Annotated in this window: 12 protein-coding genes; 5 read left to right on the top strand and 7 right to left on the bottom strand. The window is 69.2% G+C overall.

The features are described 5' to 3' along the window. Positions 1–268: 268 nt before the first annotated feature. Complete coding sequence (locus tag B9S57_RS08870) at positions 269–2,497, bottom strand: hypothetical protein (RefSeq protein ID WP_146057731.1); 2,229 nt, start codon at positions 2,495–2,497, stop codon at positions 269–271. 41 nt (positions 2,498–2,538) lie between these two features. After that, a complete protein-coding gene (locus B9S57_RS34130; RefSeq protein ID WP_146057730.1) occupies positions 2,539–3,108 on the bottom strand; it encodes a hypothetical protein in 570 nt (189 codons plus the stop codon). A 239-nt stretch (positions 3,109–3,347) separates the two neighbouring features. Between B9S57_RS34130 and B9S57_RS08865 the strand changes: the two genes are divergently transcribed. Further along, the gene (locus B9S57_RS08865; RefSeq protein WP_103514983.1) at positions 3,348–4,457 is read left to right on the top strand and encodes a three-Cys-motif partner protein TcmP; all 1,110 of its coding nucleotides are present in this window, start codon (positions 3,348–3,350) and stop codon (positions 4,455–4,457) included. A gap of 42 nt (positions 4,458–4,499) precedes the next feature. On the opposite strand, the gene B9S57_RS08860 is transcribed toward B9S57_RS08865, so the two are convergent. The 5 genes from B9S57_RS08860 to B9S57_RS08845 all read right to left on the bottom strand — a co-directional run bounded on the left by B9S57_RS08860 (position 4,500) and on the right by B9S57_RS08845 (position 10,417). Then, positions 4,500–5,258, bottom strand: coding sequence for a DUF5131 family protein (locus B9S57_RS08860; protein ID WP_103514982.1), 759 nt, complete (start codon positions 5,256–5,258; stop codon positions 4,500–4,502). Between the two features lie 308 nt (positions 5,259–5,566). After that, the gene (locus B9S57_RS08855; RefSeq protein WP_258036309.1) at positions 5,567–6,931 is read right to left on the bottom strand and encodes an AAA domain-containing protein; all 1,365 of its coding nucleotides are present in this window, start codon (positions 6,929–6,931) and stop codon (positions 5,567–5,569) included. Beyond that, positions 6,928–8,412, bottom strand: coding sequence for a hypothetical protein (locus tag B9S57_RS35300; protein WP_258036308.1), 1,485 nt, complete (start codon positions 8,410–8,412; stop codon positions 6,928–6,930). Before B9S57_RS35300 ends, B9S57_RS08855 begins: the two co-directional genes overlap by 4 nt. Continuing rightward, complete coding sequence (locus B9S57_RS08850) at positions 8,409–9,551, bottom strand: hypothetical protein (RefSeq protein WP_103514980.1); 1,143 nt, start codon at positions 9,549–9,551, stop codon at positions 8,409–8,411. Before B9S57_RS08850 ends, B9S57_RS35300 begins: the two co-directional genes overlap by 4 nt. A 50-nt stretch (positions 9,552–9,601) precedes the next feature. Then, complete coding sequence (locus B9S57_RS08845) at positions 9,602–10,417, bottom strand: hypothetical protein (RefSeq protein WP_103514979.1); 816 nt, start codon at positions 10,415–10,417, stop codon at positions 9,602–9,604. Positions 10,418–10,536: 119 nt separating this feature from the next. Between B9S57_RS08845 and B9S57_RS08840 the strand changes: the two genes are divergently transcribed. Genes B9S57_RS08840 through B9S57_RS08825 form a run of 4 tightly spaced genes read left to right on the top strand, consistent with a single transcriptional unit; the run spans position 10,537 to position 15,031 of the window. Next, positions 10,537–11,781 carry an exonuclease SbcCD subunit D gene (locus B9S57_RS08840; protein ID WP_181011277.1) on the top strand — a complete coding sequence of 415 codons (1,245 nt, stop codon included), beginning with the start codon at positions 10,537–10,539 and terminating at the stop codon, positions 11,779–11,781. Then, positions 11,778–13,730 carry an AAA family ATPase gene (locus B9S57_RS08835; RefSeq protein WP_181011276.1) on the top strand — a complete coding sequence of 651 codons (1,953 nt, stop codon included), beginning with the start codon at positions 11,778–11,780 and terminating at the stop codon, positions 13,728–13,730. The genes B9S57_RS08840 and B9S57_RS08835 overlap by 4 nt, the downstream gene beginning before the upstream one ends. A 51-nt stretch (positions 13,731–13,781) precedes the next feature. Further along, positions 13,782–14,612: an IS5 family transposase gene (locus B9S57_RS08830; RefSeq protein WP_103514946.1), complete on the top strand. Its 831-nt coding sequence runs from the start codon at positions 13,782–13,784 to the stop codon at positions 14,610–14,612. After that, on the top strand, positions 14,609–15,031 hold the full coding sequence (locus B9S57_RS08825; RefSeq protein WP_103514945.1) for a hypothetical protein: 423 nt from the start codon (positions 14,609–14,611) through the stop codon (positions 15,029–15,031). Before B9S57_RS08830 ends, B9S57_RS08825 begins: the two co-directional genes overlap by 4 nt. Positions 15,032–15,110: the final 79 nt, after the last annotated feature.

Genomic DNA, 15,110 nt, shown 5'->3' with positions numbered 1-15,110 from the left:
AGCGGAGGCCGAGCGCACCTGTGTTCTGCGGCGCGCCCGGCCGCGTCCGCACCCGCGGCGACCGGCCGGAAGGGTGGCGCAAAACCGTATGCGCCGCCTGCCACAGCGCGTGGTCGGCACATCGCATCATGATCATTCGTGGTGTGGTGCGCGACCGCGGGTCAGATCCCGGGCGGCGGTGTCCCGGACGGGCGGGCCGGGTTGTCAGACCGGGACCGGGCAGAACGGCCGCTGCCGACACCACGACGCCGGTCGGTCGTATGACGTTTCACACCAAGCCGACCTGCCCCAACAGGCGGCGAGCATCGGGAGATGTGTCTTCGAACGTGTGGCCGTGTTCGAGGCTCTTGAAGACCACGGCGTCTTTGGGGGCGAGGTCGGCGTGGAAGGTGGACCAGGTGCGGCAGGTCGGGCAGTCCCGGCCGATCAGGAACGGTCGCAGCAGGTGCAGTGCGCCGTCGGTGTCGCGAAGGTAGAGGCTGCCTGTCTCCACATCGTTGCTGGGTGAGGTCATGGTGCGGGTCGGGACGACGGGGTGGTCTCCGGCCAGTTCCCGGTACTCCACTCGGGCGCTGCGGGTGAAGGCGTCCCAGCGGACATCGGTGATCTCCAGCAGGGGCAGGTCGGCTAGGAAACTGGCTCGTTCGACCAGGCAGGTCAGGTCAGCGAAGGCGACATCGATGGCGTGAGGCAGGTCGATTGGGTCAACACGCCGCAGGTGGGCCTGGTGGTTACGGCGCTCGCTCAGGGCTCGGCGGGCCTTCTCGGTGTCCTGGTGCGCCAGTAGCGTCCGGATGTCGTTTAGGGGGTGGGCTTCGTCGAGGCTGTTGAGCTGTCGGCTGGTCGCGGCTTCGTTGAGTACGTTGGCCCAGTCTCCGAAGCCCGGGCCGCTGCGCCCGCTGGCGAGCTTGTCCCGGATCGCCGTCACCGCTCCCAGCGTGATGTTCTGGGAGTGAGTGAGGGCGAGAACGAGTTGCGCGACGTAGCACAGCAGTTGCTCGGAGGTGTCCAGGATCGCGGCGTAGGCGGCCTGGGTGTCTCCGGTACTGATACGGGCCTCGGTCTCGCGCCAGCGGTAGGCGATGGGGTAGGGGAAGCGGGTGCGGACGCTGTGGCCGAGGTCGTCGAGCAGCGAGGCTGCTTCGACGCGCAGACGCAGCGCGCGGCCGGAGTCAATGACGCGGGCGCGTGCCCGGGCCGCTGTCTTCTCCAGGAAGACGGACTCGATCACCGAGTCCGCTTCCTGTTCCCACCGTCTGAACTGCTGCTTGGCGGCCGTCAGTTCGTCGAGAGCTTTAGTCAGTGCCTCATCGGGCTGTGGGACAGGCAGCGTGGACAGTGCCTGCATGCTGATGTTGGCTGGCCGTGGCCCGGCCAGGGCCAGGGCGAGTGGGGCACGCAGGAACATAGCAATCAAGCGGGCTTGCGGCCGGGAGAGCGGCTTGATGGGCCTGAGGACCACCACGTGGTCGGACACGGCGGCGGGGAGATCCTCTTCACCGACCTCGGCGGTGAAGAAGCCGTGTGGGGGTACCGTGATCGGGGCGATCATGCGGCGGATCACCAAGTCTCCCGCGGAGAGTTGCTGATCTGCGGGTATGGCCGCCCACAGGGTTTCATCCGACGGTGGGGCGATGGTGCCGTCCCTGCCGATGTCCCGCGGCCGGACCATGCGCACCCCTCCGGAATCCTTCGATGACATCAGATGCTGGCCTCTGAGAGTCGCATCGTTGAAGGAGGCGAGGTGAAAAGTGAAGAGATCACCGAGGGAGTTGACGGCGCCGAAGCCGGCAAGGTCCTCGCGGCGTTGGAGGATGTGCGGGTCAAAGCGCTCGAAGTACAGGCCATGTTCCGGGCCGGGTGTCTCCCGCAGCACGTAGCCGTGCTCGCCCCTGCCGCCCTGACGGGTCAGCAGCCGCTCGAAGTCCTTGATAACAGCTGCCTCATCGGGGCGGGGGCGCGGCACCTGGAAAACCTTCAGTACCGGCCTGGTCTGTGCTCGTGCCCGCAGGAAGACAACCGCCGATTCCACACTCCCAGACAGCTGCGTCAGCGTGCCCGATCCGTAGACGACGAGCAGGGTGTCCCAGTGCTCGGCCACCTTCGTGCGCATCTCGGCCGCCCAGGGCTGATCCGAGACCCATGCATGTGCCGGGAGCAGCACCGCCATCATGGCATCAAGGGAAGGCGGGCGGCACGAGGTCATAACCTCGGGGTAGAAGTCGGGACCGGTTGCACGACGCCTGTCCGAGTTCGGCCTTCGCTCCCATGTCGGCACCAAGAGCAACGGTCCATCGGCGAGAAGTTCTCCGGCGCGTGCGGCCAGTTGCTCCCACGACGGTTCGCGTACGCTCTGCCAGCCCTTGGGTGCGCTGAAGGCCAGCTCGCCAGCGAACAGGGAGCTACTCAGCACGGTCGGCGTCCTCTGGCCAAGGCGTTCAAAACCGATTCCGACCAACTGCTCACTCAACAACGACAGCTGCGCGCTCTCCGCCACGTTTCCCCCATGCCCGACCTGCTCTAACTGCACCAGGAAGCCTAAGGGTTCGCAGGCGGAGGTACTGGACGGCGAGGTAGAACAGGTCGTAGTCGGCGAGGTGGTGGGTGAGGGCGGCGGCGTCCCAGATGTCCAGGGCGACCTGGTGCGTGCGGGCGGCTTCGTCGATGAGGTCGTGCCGCTTCCTGGTCAGGCACCGCAGTCACCGTGAAGTAGATGACGCGGTCAACGGGCTTGCCCTGCCCACAGATCGATGCCAGGTCCTTGCGGATCTTGCCCGGGATGTCGGTGCTTTGGATCGTGCAGGCCATCACCACCTTCTGGGCGGAGGCCAGCGATGCGAACAGGGATGTCGGGCAGCGCTCCCGGGGAATGTCGCTCCAGTGACTTTCGGCGTCCCGGCCTTGGTCCCCGCCGCCGGCGACGGGGCCGGTCGCCGACAGCAGATTGCTGGTGATCCTCCGGCGGGCCAGGCCCAGGCACAAGGCCTCGAACTCGTGGTGGCTGTTGCTTTCACCGAGAATGCCCAAGGCGAAGCGGATCCGCCCCGCGAGCTGGACGGCATCATCACTCACGTTGTTCCCCCTGGTCTCACTGTCGTAGTTGCGCACGACCAGTGTCCGGAACCCCGCTGACATCCGGGGCCGTACAGGCATCTGCTGCCCCGGCGCGATCCCGGTGTCGGTGCCTGAGCCGATCCCCGTAGTGGGGCCGGGCTGGCGGAAGTTGCTGGAGTGGACCGGGGGAACCGGCAGCCCGTACATGCCCTTTACAGCAAACCGGGGTGCTCTCACCATCAAGCCCAGGGGCGGTCGGCGAACGCCCGCCCGTCGACCTGGAGGGGGCCAGGATGGGTGTGCTGTGGAAGCTGGAACCGGCGACAGCCGCCAAGCACCGCCTGTACGAGCGCTACTTGGATGCCTGGTGGCCCATTCTGCTGCAGACCTCCCAGCGCACCGGTTACGCCCGCCCCCGCGTCACGCTCCTGGACGCTTTCGCCGGCCCCGGCCGCTACCAGGACGGCGAACCCGGCTCACCCGTCTTCATCCTCGAGCGCCTGCTGAACCACAGCGCGGTCGACCGCATGCACCTCAGCCCCCAGCGCGTCCACCTGGTCTTCATCGAGAGAGACCCGGCCCGGCACCAGCACCTGCTGGGCGAACTCCACGATCATTTTGGTTCGTTGCGCGACCTGCCCGTCCACCTCGAGATCCAGCGCGGCGACGCCGGCACCGACAGCCTGCCCCTGCTGACCCGGCTGGGCGCCTGGGGCCACCCCATCCTCGGCATCTTCGACAGCTGGGGCAGCGTTAACGTTCCGCTGGACGCGATGCGGCGCATCGCCCGCAACCCCTCCAGCGAGGTCGTCACCACCTTCGGCCCGAACTGGTTCAGCCGACGCGAGAACCTCAATCCGGACGTCCTCGACACGGTCTTCGGCGGCCGGGCGTTCTGGACACCCGCCGACGCCGAACTGCGCCCCGACGAGCGGTGGCGAGTGTGGCTGTCGACCTACCGGGACGCTCTGCGCCGGTCCGGCTTCCGCTATCAGCTGCAGTTCGAGCTCGTGCCACGCACCGGGCAGCCCCTCTACCTCGTCTTCGGAACCGGCAGCACAGCTGGCCTGCGGGCGATGAAGGACGCCATGTGGAAGGTCGACGACCGGGACGGCGAGAGCTTCCGTGACCCGCGTACTCGCGGGGCCGTCCCCGACGGCCAGATCGATCTGTTTCAAGGGTTGGGTCTCGCCGACGACGAGCTTCTGGAACTGGTCGCACAGCGCCTGTCGATGGGGCCGGCCACGGTGGAGACGATCGGCGAGTGGCTGCTGGCCGAGACCGCGCGCTGGCTGCCCAAGCATTCGCTGCAGGCCATACGGGAGATGCGGCAGAACGGCCGGGTGGCCCAGCTGTCGAGCGGGCGGCTCACGGCCAAGAGCCAGGTCGGCCTGCCGGCCTGACACGGCACCCCTCCCCCGCTGTCGTGGCTTCGCAGCCACGGATCACACGCGGACTCGCTGCTCGGGGTATTCACGGACCTGCAACGCTGCGGGGAACCACCCGATCTCCTTGTGCTGCTTGCCCCAGCGGGACCCGAGCTGCTTCACGAACGGGGCGCAGCCGCACTGCCGGGACCTGGCCACCACATCCTCCGCCCAGGCCAGGTCCATCGGGCGGGCCCCCGGCCCGGACTCACCGCCCACGATCACCCAGTCGATGCCCGTCAGGTCCAGGCCGTCGAGCGGGCCGAGCAGGGGCTCGCACGACAAGAACCGCGCCGCGGCCGGAACTTGGCGCAGGTCCTCGATCCGGGGCAGTTCCTTCACGCTCTCCACCGAGACCCCCATCCACAGGTTCGGCGGCCATTCGAGCCGGTCGGCGATCTGGCGTAGGCGCCGGGCCCGTTTGGTGAGGACTTGGTAGGTGTGCTGCGGCGTCTCGTGGATCACCTCGAAGACGCGGCGCACATAGTCCAGCGGGACCCGGGCGTGGAACAGGTCGCTCATCGAGTTCACGAACACCGTCCGTGGACTCTTCCACCCGTAGGGCACCCGCAGCGCCTGGGGGTGCACGGTCAGCCCGAAGCCCGGCCCGGACGTGCGCGGATCGCCGTCGGCCTGGTACTTGGGCGAGCCCATCGCCTTCAGCCGCTTCGCAAGGGTCAGCGCGTAGCAGTGGTCGCACCCGGCGGAGACACGGTCGCAGCCCGTCGTCGGGTTCCACGTCGCCTCGGTCCATTCGATCGCGCTGCGGTCGCTCACTGGGCGGCCCTCCATCCCCTAGAACCGCGCTTCACCCCGGCGGCCCGGCTGCCGCCGCTGCATCCCCAACGGCATATCGCCTCACCGGACACCGGCATCCAATCATCTGAATGCCGCCGCGTAGCCGCCAAACCTACAATAGAACACTTGAACCATTTAGTGAGGGCGACGGACCCGTACAAACCGGCCGTATCGCCAATAGGCCTGCCGTGGCGGCTTGTTGGCAGCTCGCTCGCGCGGCAGGAACCGGTGCTCATCGCTCGCAGTCCGTCCGGTGCATCCGCTTTGGGCGCATGGCCGCAGGCCGCTCATCCGCGCCGGAGACCGGACCGTGCCGAAGCGTGGACGGTGTGGCGGGCCAGGCGGTCGAAGACTGCGTGGTGGGCCTCCCAGCCTTCGGGGGTCTTTGAGGTGACGCCGAGGTGCACGGGGTCGGTGGCGGGGTGGGCGTCAAGGAGTTCGGGGATTCCCGCGCGGGCGACGACGATGCAGGCGTGCCGGTGCCGCGAGGTGAGGACGCACAGACGGCCGGCTTCCAGGTGGAAGGCTGAGGCGTCCCCGCGGCCGGAGAGCGGGTGCAGGACGATGGTGATGCGGAATTCGGACCCTTGAAGCCGGTTGGCGGTGTCGACCGTGATGCCCTGGAGTTCGGGGTACTCGCGTGCCAGGAGCGCGCGGATCCGGTGGGCCTGGATGCGGTGAGCGGTTCCGATGGCGATGTCGTGGGGCTGAAGGACGTGACCGTCGGGGGCCTTTTCGCACGTGGTGACGGTGCGCCGGACCAGCAGCCGCTCGGCGATGGCGAGGACGGCGTGGAGGGCTTCGGTGTCGACCCGGTGGGTGATGCGGGCCGGCAGCTCGAACAGTGCCCATCCGGTCCGGGCGGCCGTTTCGACGACTTCGTCGATGGGAGTGCCCATGCCGGTGGCCGAGAACCTGAGCGTCCTGTCGGCTTCGCCGCTTCCGGCCCGGAAGGGGGTGGCGGGGTAGAAGGCGTCGCTGATCAGGGGGACGGCCGCGGCCGGCAGCCGCCAGGACACGGGCAGGCAGTGGACGGGCAGGTCCGGGTTGTTGTCGAGCAGGACGGTGGCCGCGCTGTTCAGGGGGTCGTGGGCCAGTCCCTTCAAGTGAGGGAGGTCGGCCGTGGAGAAGGGGTCGAGCTGCCCGGGGTCTCCGACAAAGAGGGTCTGGTCGAAGAGGTGAGCGGTCCGCAGGAGTACGTCGGAGCGCATCTGGTAGGCCTCGTCGATGACAGCCCAGGGCCACCTGCGGCCTGTGACCGTGGCCCATTTCATGGCGGTTCCCACGATGACGTGAGCCGCCTTTTCGAGGTCCTGGATACGGGTGCCGGTACGGACGTCGGGGTGTGCCTGCAGGTCGGCGGCGATGATGTGCTCCGCCGAGGTGAACCGGCCGATCTTCAGGCCGGGGTGGTCGCGGGCGAAGCGCCGGACCAGGTGGTCCACCTGTCTGTTGGTCTGGGCCATGACGACGCAGGGGGCGCCGGGTTGCGCGAGCGTGCCGGCGGCCTGGACGACCAGGGTAGATTTCCCGGCGCCGGGCGGGGCGTCCACGACGAGTCCGCGGTGGGTGAGCGCGTGCAGTTCGTTCAGGATGGCGCGGGTCGCCTGGTGCGTCTGCTCCTGCGGCGACGGCAGGTGAAGGGATGTCACTGTCCGGCCTCGTCTTCGCCGCTGTCGTCCGTGTGGTCGTGCGGCGGCCCTCCGTGGGTCCAGGGCGTGTGCTCTCGCGCAGGCAGTTCCGGCATCTGGTAGTGGTCCGGCGCCTGAGTGAGGACGAGGAAGTCGCCTGCTGTGGGCAGGACGGCATGGGTGGGACTGATAACGCGGCCCATGCCGGCCGTGATCTCGAGTTCGACGAGCGTGGCGTCGTCTTCGTAGGTGACCTCGCCGAGCCTGTAGCGGGCATTGCGGCGCAGATGTGAGGCCAGGAGCTGGCCGGGTTCCATGTGCACGGGGTCTTTGGTGGACAGGGTGAACCGGGGCCGCCATCGTGCACGACCGCTGGGGCCGTGGACGATGCGCTCGGGGTCGATCGCGGTGACGGTGCCGCCGAAGGCCTCGCCGGTGGTGCGCAGTTCGGCCCGTACGAAGGGGTCGTCGGCTGCGCGTTCGGCGGCGAAGGCGGCGGCCGTGCGTTCTGTGCGGGCGAGGCGGACGGCGGCTGCGACGGCTTGCTCGCGGGCGGGGCGGGGGCGTCCGTCGTGGGTCAGGTGGCTGCATTCGTCGCTGAATGCGGTGCGTTCGTGATCCCAGCGGCGCGCGGTGCTGTGGGCTTCGGGGAGGGCTTGCAGGAGCGTGTAGGCCTGCCACATGCGCTCCCAGGTGGGCTGCAGGTAGGCGGTCAGCATGCGGTCGAGGTCGTGCAGGATGCGGGTCCGGTCCCCTTCGTCGGCCCGGGCGAATGCGTGGAACAGGGGGGCCAGTTGGTCGTTGTCGAAGGCGGCGTCGGTGGCAGGGCCCGCGGATCGGTGGAGGGCCGGGTCTTCCGCCTGCTGGGCGGCGTCACGTCCCGAGGCGGCGTGGCGGGGCGGGTCGATCCAGGCCAGCAGGGTGGCGAGGTCCTCGTCCTCCAGGGGGCTCTGGCCGGTGATCCAGTGCATGCCGAGGAAGTCGGTCATGGGGATGAGGGCGGCGGAGCCGGGGATGTCGGCGCGGTCGGTGAGATAGGTGAGCCAGTGCCCCAGGCGCTGTACGGACCGCGAGGTGGGCATCTGGTCGTCGACGGTGCGGAACCTCAGGTCGTCCCCGAGGGCTTTGAGGTGCTGCACGGTCTGGGGGTTGGGGACGAGGATCTGCGGGGCGTCGGCGTAGCGCTGGCGGGCAGGCTTGCTGGCGGTGGCAGGCAGGTGTTCGGTGTGCTGCCGGCGGGCGTCGATGTGGCCGGTGACGGTGTCTGCCAGTGCGGCGAGCATGGGGGTGGTGCTTCCTGACGGGGGTGCGACCAGGAGCTGGGGGCGGTGCGGGTCGGTGCCTAGCATGACGGCCAGCGGCCGTGCGGCGGGCCCGGTTTGCTTCAGCGTCAGCATCATCAACGGCCTGTCGCTGAGGTGGAGATGGCGCAGTCGGCTGGCGCGCAGGGCGTCGCCGGTGGTGGCGGCACGCATCCGCAGGAGCGAGGTCATCAGGCTCATGCGCGGCCCGTGCGGAGGTCTGCGTGGATGCGGTGGGCGTGGCGCAGGGCCTGGGTGATGTCCTTCTGGTCGCGTGAGGGGTGCAGGTGTCCGTCGGTGAGGGCCAGGGCGGTGGCGATGGTGTCGATTCCGGCCAGGTCTTCGCCGACAGCGGTTCCCAGGGTCTTGGTGCTGCCCTGGTTGCGGGCCTCGGTGCGGCAGTGGAGGGCCAGGTCGCAGTGGTGGCGGCAGCCGGAGGTGTAGTGGGGGCGCGTGGTGGCAAGGGCGGCGACGAGGTCGCCGCGGGGACGGGTCGGCTTCTTGTCGGGGCCGGGCGCCAGGTCGAAGGTGGTGCGGGACGGGATCTGGTCCAGCAGTTCGGGCAGGCGGTGGAGTCTGCCGAGGAGGCGGCTGAGGGTCTTGATCTGCGGGCGGGCGTCGTGGGGCGTCGCCGTGGGGTGGTGGGAGAAGTTGCGCGGGTTGACCAGGACCACCGTGTCGGAGACGTGTTCTGGTGGCAGGCCGTCGTCTTCGAGGAGTTCACGCAGGGCCAGGACGTAGGCGGCGGCCTGGAAGAGTGCCGCGGTGACCTTCGCGGGATCGGCCTGCCCGTGGATGACGGGGAAGGACTTGATCTCGACGATGCGGAATGTGCCGTTGTGCTGGAAGGCCACGACGTCGGGCTCGAGGTAGACCTGGTGGCCGGCGACGGTCAGCCGCAGGACGGGGTGGTCGAGCAGGGTGCGGGGCTCGGACTTGCGGTGTGCCGCGCTGAGGACGAGGTGGCGGGTGCGGGCGTGGCGGATCCCCAGAGAGGACGTGTCGTGGTCGCTGCCGACGCTGTTGACGTCCGCGTAGGACACCTCGGGCAGGGTCAGCCCCAGGGCCTGGCGGAGCAGGGGCACGAGAGGTGTCCCGCCCTGGGCGGTGACCTTGCGTTCGAAGGCGAGGCCGTAGTCGAGGGCGAGTTGGGACTTCTGCAGCGGTCTTGCATGGCCCAGATGGGCGGCGAGTGCGTCCTTGTCGATACCGGCAGCGTCCATCACCAGCCGGCGCTCGCAGCTGGGATTGGCGGTCAGGGCGGCCAGGGTTCGTGCATTGTGCGGGACGGGTGGGGCGGTCCCCCGCAAAGCGCCCAGTCGCGCGTCGAGTGAGCTCACGGTTTTCCTTGGAGGGGCGGGGCACAGGTCGTGCGGGTCGCAGAGGCGGGCTACGAAGTGCGGCGCAGGCGGGTGGTGCTGCGCAGGGTGTTGCCGAAGATCTGCTCGGCGTCGCCGAGTTGCCGGCGCGCGCGCCGGGCGGCCTCGGTGCGGGTGTCGGCGTCGTCGTCGGCGTGGATCTCCAGCTCGGCCGCGGCGGCCCGGCGCAGCGCGTCCAGGTCGGGTCGGCCCTGGGTGTGGCCGTGGAGGTCGCGGCTGTACTGCCCGAGGAGTTGCTCGGCGGGCTGTGGCAACGGGGCTTCTGCGGCCAGGCGTTCGGCGGCGTCCACCAGCCGCAGGGCCGAGGTGAGGAAGTGGACGCGCTGGGTGAGTGGTCCCACGATGCGCTGCTCCAGGGGCCATGTGCTCAGGGCGAGCAGCCCCCGGGCCGGCGAGAGTAGGTCGGAGGTCAGCGCGGAGCAGATGTAGTAGGGGCGGGCGTAGGGGGCGGAGCGGAAGGAGCGCTCCTCGTCGCGGCGCAGGGTGGTCAGGCGTGCGGTGTTCAGTGCGCCGGAGAAGAAGGCGTGGCGGACCTGGCTGAGCAGCTTGGGTGCGGCGGGGACGGCGAGGAGGGCCAGCGCCTGACGGACCTGGTCGCGTACGGGCAGGCCGGCCTGGTTATCCACGGCGGCCGGGGGCGCTGCGGGCTCCGGCTGGGCCGGCGGGTCGTCCTCCAGGCCGCACAGAACGTTCCAGGCACGTTGGGTACGCCTCAGTTCCTCCCCCAGGGTGCCTGCCTGGGCCGTGTCGTGTTGCGCGAGCGCCTGCCGGACCGCCTGCTGCAGTTGCTGCATGCGTTCCTCGAGTGCGACCAGATGCTCTTGCATGCCCGCATGCTAACAGGACCCGCATGTTCCTGTTTTTTCCTGTGAAGGGTGTACAGTCCCGGCCCGTAAGGCACCACTGGTGCCCTCCTACGCCTCCCTTCGGAAGGGCGCACGAAGGCATGAGCAGAACTCTCCACACATCCGACTGGCACGTGGGCCACACCTTGTACGGGCATCCGCGCGAGGAGGATTTCGACGCCGTCCTGGCCGAGATCGCGGACGTCGCCCGGGAGTACCGGCCGGACCTGATCATCCACAGCGGCGACCTGTTCCACAGCTCCCGTCTCACCGCGGCGGATTTGCTGCGTGCCATGGGCGCGCTGCACGAACTCGCCGATGTCGCCCCCACTGTGGTCGTGGCCGGCAACCACGACTCCCCCGGGTACCTCAAGTTCCTGAACCTCGTCAGCGGCCCCTCGCGGGGCAAGGGCCTGTTCTTCGTCGACCGGCTGCGCCCGGCGCGCGAGGGGGGCGTCCTCTCCTTCGACGCCTGCGGCGGGGAGCAGCGCATCCGGCTGGCGGCCATGCCGTTCGTGCATCCGAACCGGTTCTGGCGGTCCTCCTCCACCTCCGGCATGACGCCCGCGGACTACGCCGAGGGAATGCGCGGCCTGCAGGCGGAGCTGGTGGAGGCCCTGCGCGAGGGGTACGACCCCAGCAGGGACGTCCTGCTGTTCACCTCCCATGTGTACGTCACCGGCGCCACGCGCTCTGCCAGCGAGCGAGCCGTGCACGAGGCCTTCGAGTTTCCTGCCGAGGATCTTCCCGACGTCTCGTACGTCGCCCTCGGGCACATCCACCGCCCGCAGATCGTGCCGGGCATCGAGTTTCCCGCCCGCTATGCCGGCAGCCCGCTGCCCATGGACTTCGGCGAGGCCACCGACTCCAAGAGCGTCGTGATCGTCGACGCCGACCCCGGACGGCAGGCGAAGGCACTGCCCCGCCCCCTGTCCAGCGGCCGCCGGCTGGCCTACTTCCCCGGCACCCTGGACGAGCTGAGGGCTCAGGCCTCCCAGTACGACGGGACCTTCCTCAAGGCGGACATCACCGGTGAGGAGCCCGGCACACTCCTCACCCGGGAGGTCGCCGAGATCGTGCCCAACGCGATCCTCGTGGGACCGGTCCGGGCACGGGAGGAAACCGCCGACGCGGTCCTCGACGAAGCTCCTGGCGACGAGCCGGATCTTCCCGACGCGTTCCGCGCCTACCTGACGCGCGAAGGGATGAGCAATGCTGCGGCGGAGCCCACCGTCTCCGCGTTCACCCAACTGCTCAACGAGATCGACGACGAGACGCCATCGCCGACCCCCGCCGAAGAACAGCTCCGCATCGCGCTGAGCGACACCTGGACGGAGACATCGTGAGGCCTTTGCGGCTCACCCTCACCGGAGTACGCAGCTACCCCGGTGAGTGCACCATCGACTTCACCGACAAACGCCTGGTCGCCATTCTGGGGGCCACCGGCGCGGGCAAGTCCACTCTCCTCGAGGCGATCCTCTTCGCCCTGTACGGGACCTGCTCGTGGTCGAGGAACAGCCGGGACGTCTACGAGCTCATCAGCGAGGGATGTCCCAGCATGCACGTGACGTTCGAGTTCTCGGTGAACGGACGCGAGTGGGCCGTGCGCCGTTCCCTGTATGCGAACAGCACCAGACCGCGGGCCATGCTCAAGCCCCTGGACGAGGATCCCGACGGTCTGCGGTTCGACAACAAAGAAGCAGTGACAAAGGCGGTCACCCGGATCATCGGGCTGGACCGGGACGGCTTTGTCAGCACCGTCCTGCTGCGCCAGGGCAAGTTCGACGCACTCCTCAAGGCGCCCGGTGCCGTCCGTGCCGACATCCTGCGCCACGTCTTCGGCATCAACGAAATCGAACGCGTACGCACACTGGCCAGCACGCGGCTGGAGCGCTTGACCGCGCAGATCACCGAAGCCCTCCGGGAACGCAATCGCCTCTTGCCGGACCCCCGCGCCGCGGCGACCCGGGCATCGCAGGACGTGGCGCGCACCCGTGGCACCGCGGCCCGCCGGCGCGAGCGGCTGGACGCCCTGCGCGAAGCCCAGCGCCGGGCCATCAGCCACAAGCACCGCAAGACCGACCTGGACAAGGCCTCGCGGTTGCTGCGTGAGCGCGCTGTCGCGGATGCGGGTATCAAGATGGCCGCACTGGCGCGGGCGGAGAAGGAGTTCGACGCCGAAGCGGCAGCCCTCGAAGAGGACCGATGCGGCCTGAGCAAGACGCTGGACACGTCGCAGGGCGTACTCGACGCGGCCGCCGAGGCCGGTGACACGGTCAAGTCCTTGTCCGGCGCGCTGACCGTCCTGTCCCAGCTGCCGGGCCGTGCAGCCGGCCTGGACGCCGTGGTGCAACAGCTGAAGCAGGAGCAGGTTCAGCACGGCGAGCACGAGAAGGAGCACACGCAGGCACGGCAGGAACTGACAGAGGGCAAGCAGCACCTTGCGGATCTTGCCGAGCGGGCCGAGCGGGCCGAGCATGCCGTGAGCGAAGCACGCGCGCACGGCGACCAGGTCCAGGAGGCCGTGCGCACGGCGCTGCAGGAAGCGCGGAGCGCGGCCGGACATCTCCAGGCGCAGGCCACGGCGCTCGAGGCTGCGGAGAAACACCGCGGCCACAGCGACAGCTTGGAGAACGAGCTTCAACAGCGGCGGGATGCTCTGAAAGCAGCCCAGGACGCCGTTGCTGCACTGCAGTGCGGGGACGCGGCCCATGCGGCAGGTGCCGGTCTGGCGCCCGGCGATGCCTGCACGGTGTGCACCCGGCCCGTCCCGGGCGACTTCACGCCCCCACCACCGTTGGACAGCAAGGCGCTTGCTCAGGCCAAACGCAAGGTCGCCGCACGCGCAAAGGCCGTCAATGCGGCGGTGGACACGAAGGCGGAAGCGGCCGCCCAGCTGAAGGAGGCCGAGCAGAAGGCCGACACGCACCACCGCGGACACCTGACCACCCGCGAGAGCATGGAAGCGGCCCTGATCCAGGTACAGGAATTGGTGGACGCGGCGCCCCCGCCGGCCGCCCCCGCCACGACCACCGCCCTGGACACACTGCACCGGCAGACCGCCGTGCAGGCGCATGCCCTGGCCGAAGGCGACCCCGTGAGCCGGGCCCAGATCACCCGTGCGGTCAAGGAGCTCGTCCAGCCGCTGCGCGACGCGGAAGGAGAGGTCCTCGCGGCACACACGAGCGCCCACACCGAACTGGCCACGGCGCAGGCCGAGAACGAGGCGGCCCAGGCTGATCTCAGAGTGCGGAACGTAATCTTCTGTCCGGCTTGTGATCGCTCGATGGTGTGACGTTGGGGCATCATCGCCGGTCAGGCGTTCGGGGTTCGCTTGGGTTGTGGCATGAGCATGCGCAAGCCGTACTCGAGTGACGCTTCCGACGAGCAGTGGGCCCTGGTCGAGCCCGTGATCACAGCGTGGAAGGCCGCGCATCCGTCGGTCAGCGGCCATCGGGGCAGATACGAGATGCGGGAGATCGTGAACGCGATCCTGTACCAGAACCGCAGCGGCTGCCAGTGGGACCTGCTGCCCCACGACCTGCCGCCCGCCGGCGCGGTGAAGTACTACTTCTACAAGTGGCGCGACGATGGCACCGACCAGACCATTCATGATCTGCTGCGGTGGCAACTGCGGGAGAGGAAGCGGCGATTAGCCGACCCGAGCCTCATCGTCATGGACACCCAGAGCATCCGCGTGGCCGTCGGCGTCCCGGCCGCCACGACCGGCAAGGACGCGGCGAAACGGGTGCCGGGGCGCAAGAGATGCCTGGCCGTGGACGTACTGGGTCTCGTCGTAGAGGCTGTCGTCCTGCCTGCGTCCGCGCACGACAACGCCGCCGGAATCGCGCTGCTGGACGGCGTGGCCGCCCAGATGGTCACCGTGAAGAAGGCCCTGGTCGACCAGGGGTTCAAGAAGGCCGTCGTCGACCACGGCAAGCAGTACGGCATCGACGTCGAGATCGTTGAGCGCAACCCGGCCGACAAGGGCTTCGTCCCGCAGGCCAAGCGGTGGATCGTGGAGCAGACGAACGGAATCCTGATGTTCTCCCGCCGCCTGGTCCGTGACTACGAGCACCGGCCCGCCACCTCGCGCTCTCGCGTCTTCTGGGCGATGACCTCGGTCATGGCCCGCCGGCTCACCGGCGCCGCCCTGCCCTCCTGGAGGGCCGCATGAGCGACAACCCGCAGATCAGAGCCATCCTTGCCTACCTCGAGGCCCGGGAGACCGAACTCGGCGAGCAGGCCGGGCAGCTCCGCGCGTCCATCGAGGACCTCACCACCCGCCTCGGCGAACTCGACGCGGAAACCGAGAACCTGCGCATCACCCGCAAGACCATCCTGAACATCCCGGTACCCAAGCCCGCCGACGATTCCCCGCGGCCCGAGGCCCCGGACCACCCCGCCTACCAGCAGATCCTCGCAGCCTTCACCGACACCGGCCAGCCGATGCGGGCCCGCGACCTGTGCGAGGCACTCGACCTGCCGATCCTCCCGAAGAACACCGAAGGCATCCGGTCCAAGCTGAAACGCCTGGTCACACGGGGCATTCTCACCGAACCCGAACCCGGCCTGTTCGCTCAGCCCCGCACCTGAGTACCAGTCCGCCCCGCCGACCAGGACTCCTCACCCAACCCCAAGCACCAACCGGACATCAGGTCACGTACCGCACTCT

Origin of the sequence: Streptomyces sp. SM10 (genome assembly GCF_002910915.1) — a bacterium.
In the GTDB taxonomy this organism is placed as follows: domain Bacteria; phylum Actinomycetota; class Actinomycetes; order Streptomycetales; family Streptomycetaceae; genus Streptomyces.
The sequence above is the reverse complement of the archived record's forward strand: the minus strand, read 5'-3'. Positions and strand labels throughout refer to the sequence as shown.

Coding starts and splice junctions, on each gene's coding strand:
- B9S57_RS08865 (WP_103514983.1), top strand. CDS start 3,348: ATGGGTGTGCTGTGGAAGCTGGAACCGGCGACAGCCGCCAAGCACCGC.
- B9S57_RS35300 (WP_258036308.1), bottom strand. CDS start 8,412: ATGAGCCTGATGACCTCGCTCCTGCGGATGCGTGCCGCCACCACCGGC.
- B9S57_RS08845 (WP_103514979.1), bottom strand. CDS start 10,417: ATGCAAGAGCATCTGGTCGCACTCGAGGAACGCATGCAGCAACTGCAG.
- B9S57_RS08840 (WP_181011277.1), top strand. CDS start 10,537: ATGAGCAGAACTCTCCACACATCCGACTGGCACGTGGGCCACACCTTG.
- B9S57_RS08830 (WP_103514946.1), top strand. CDS start 13,782: ATGAGCATGCGCAAGCCGTACTCGAGTGACGCTTCCGACGAGCAGTGG.
- B9S57_RS08825 (WP_103514945.1), top strand. CDS start 14,609: ATGAGCGACAACCCGCAGATCAGAGCCATCCTTGCCTACCTCGAGGCC.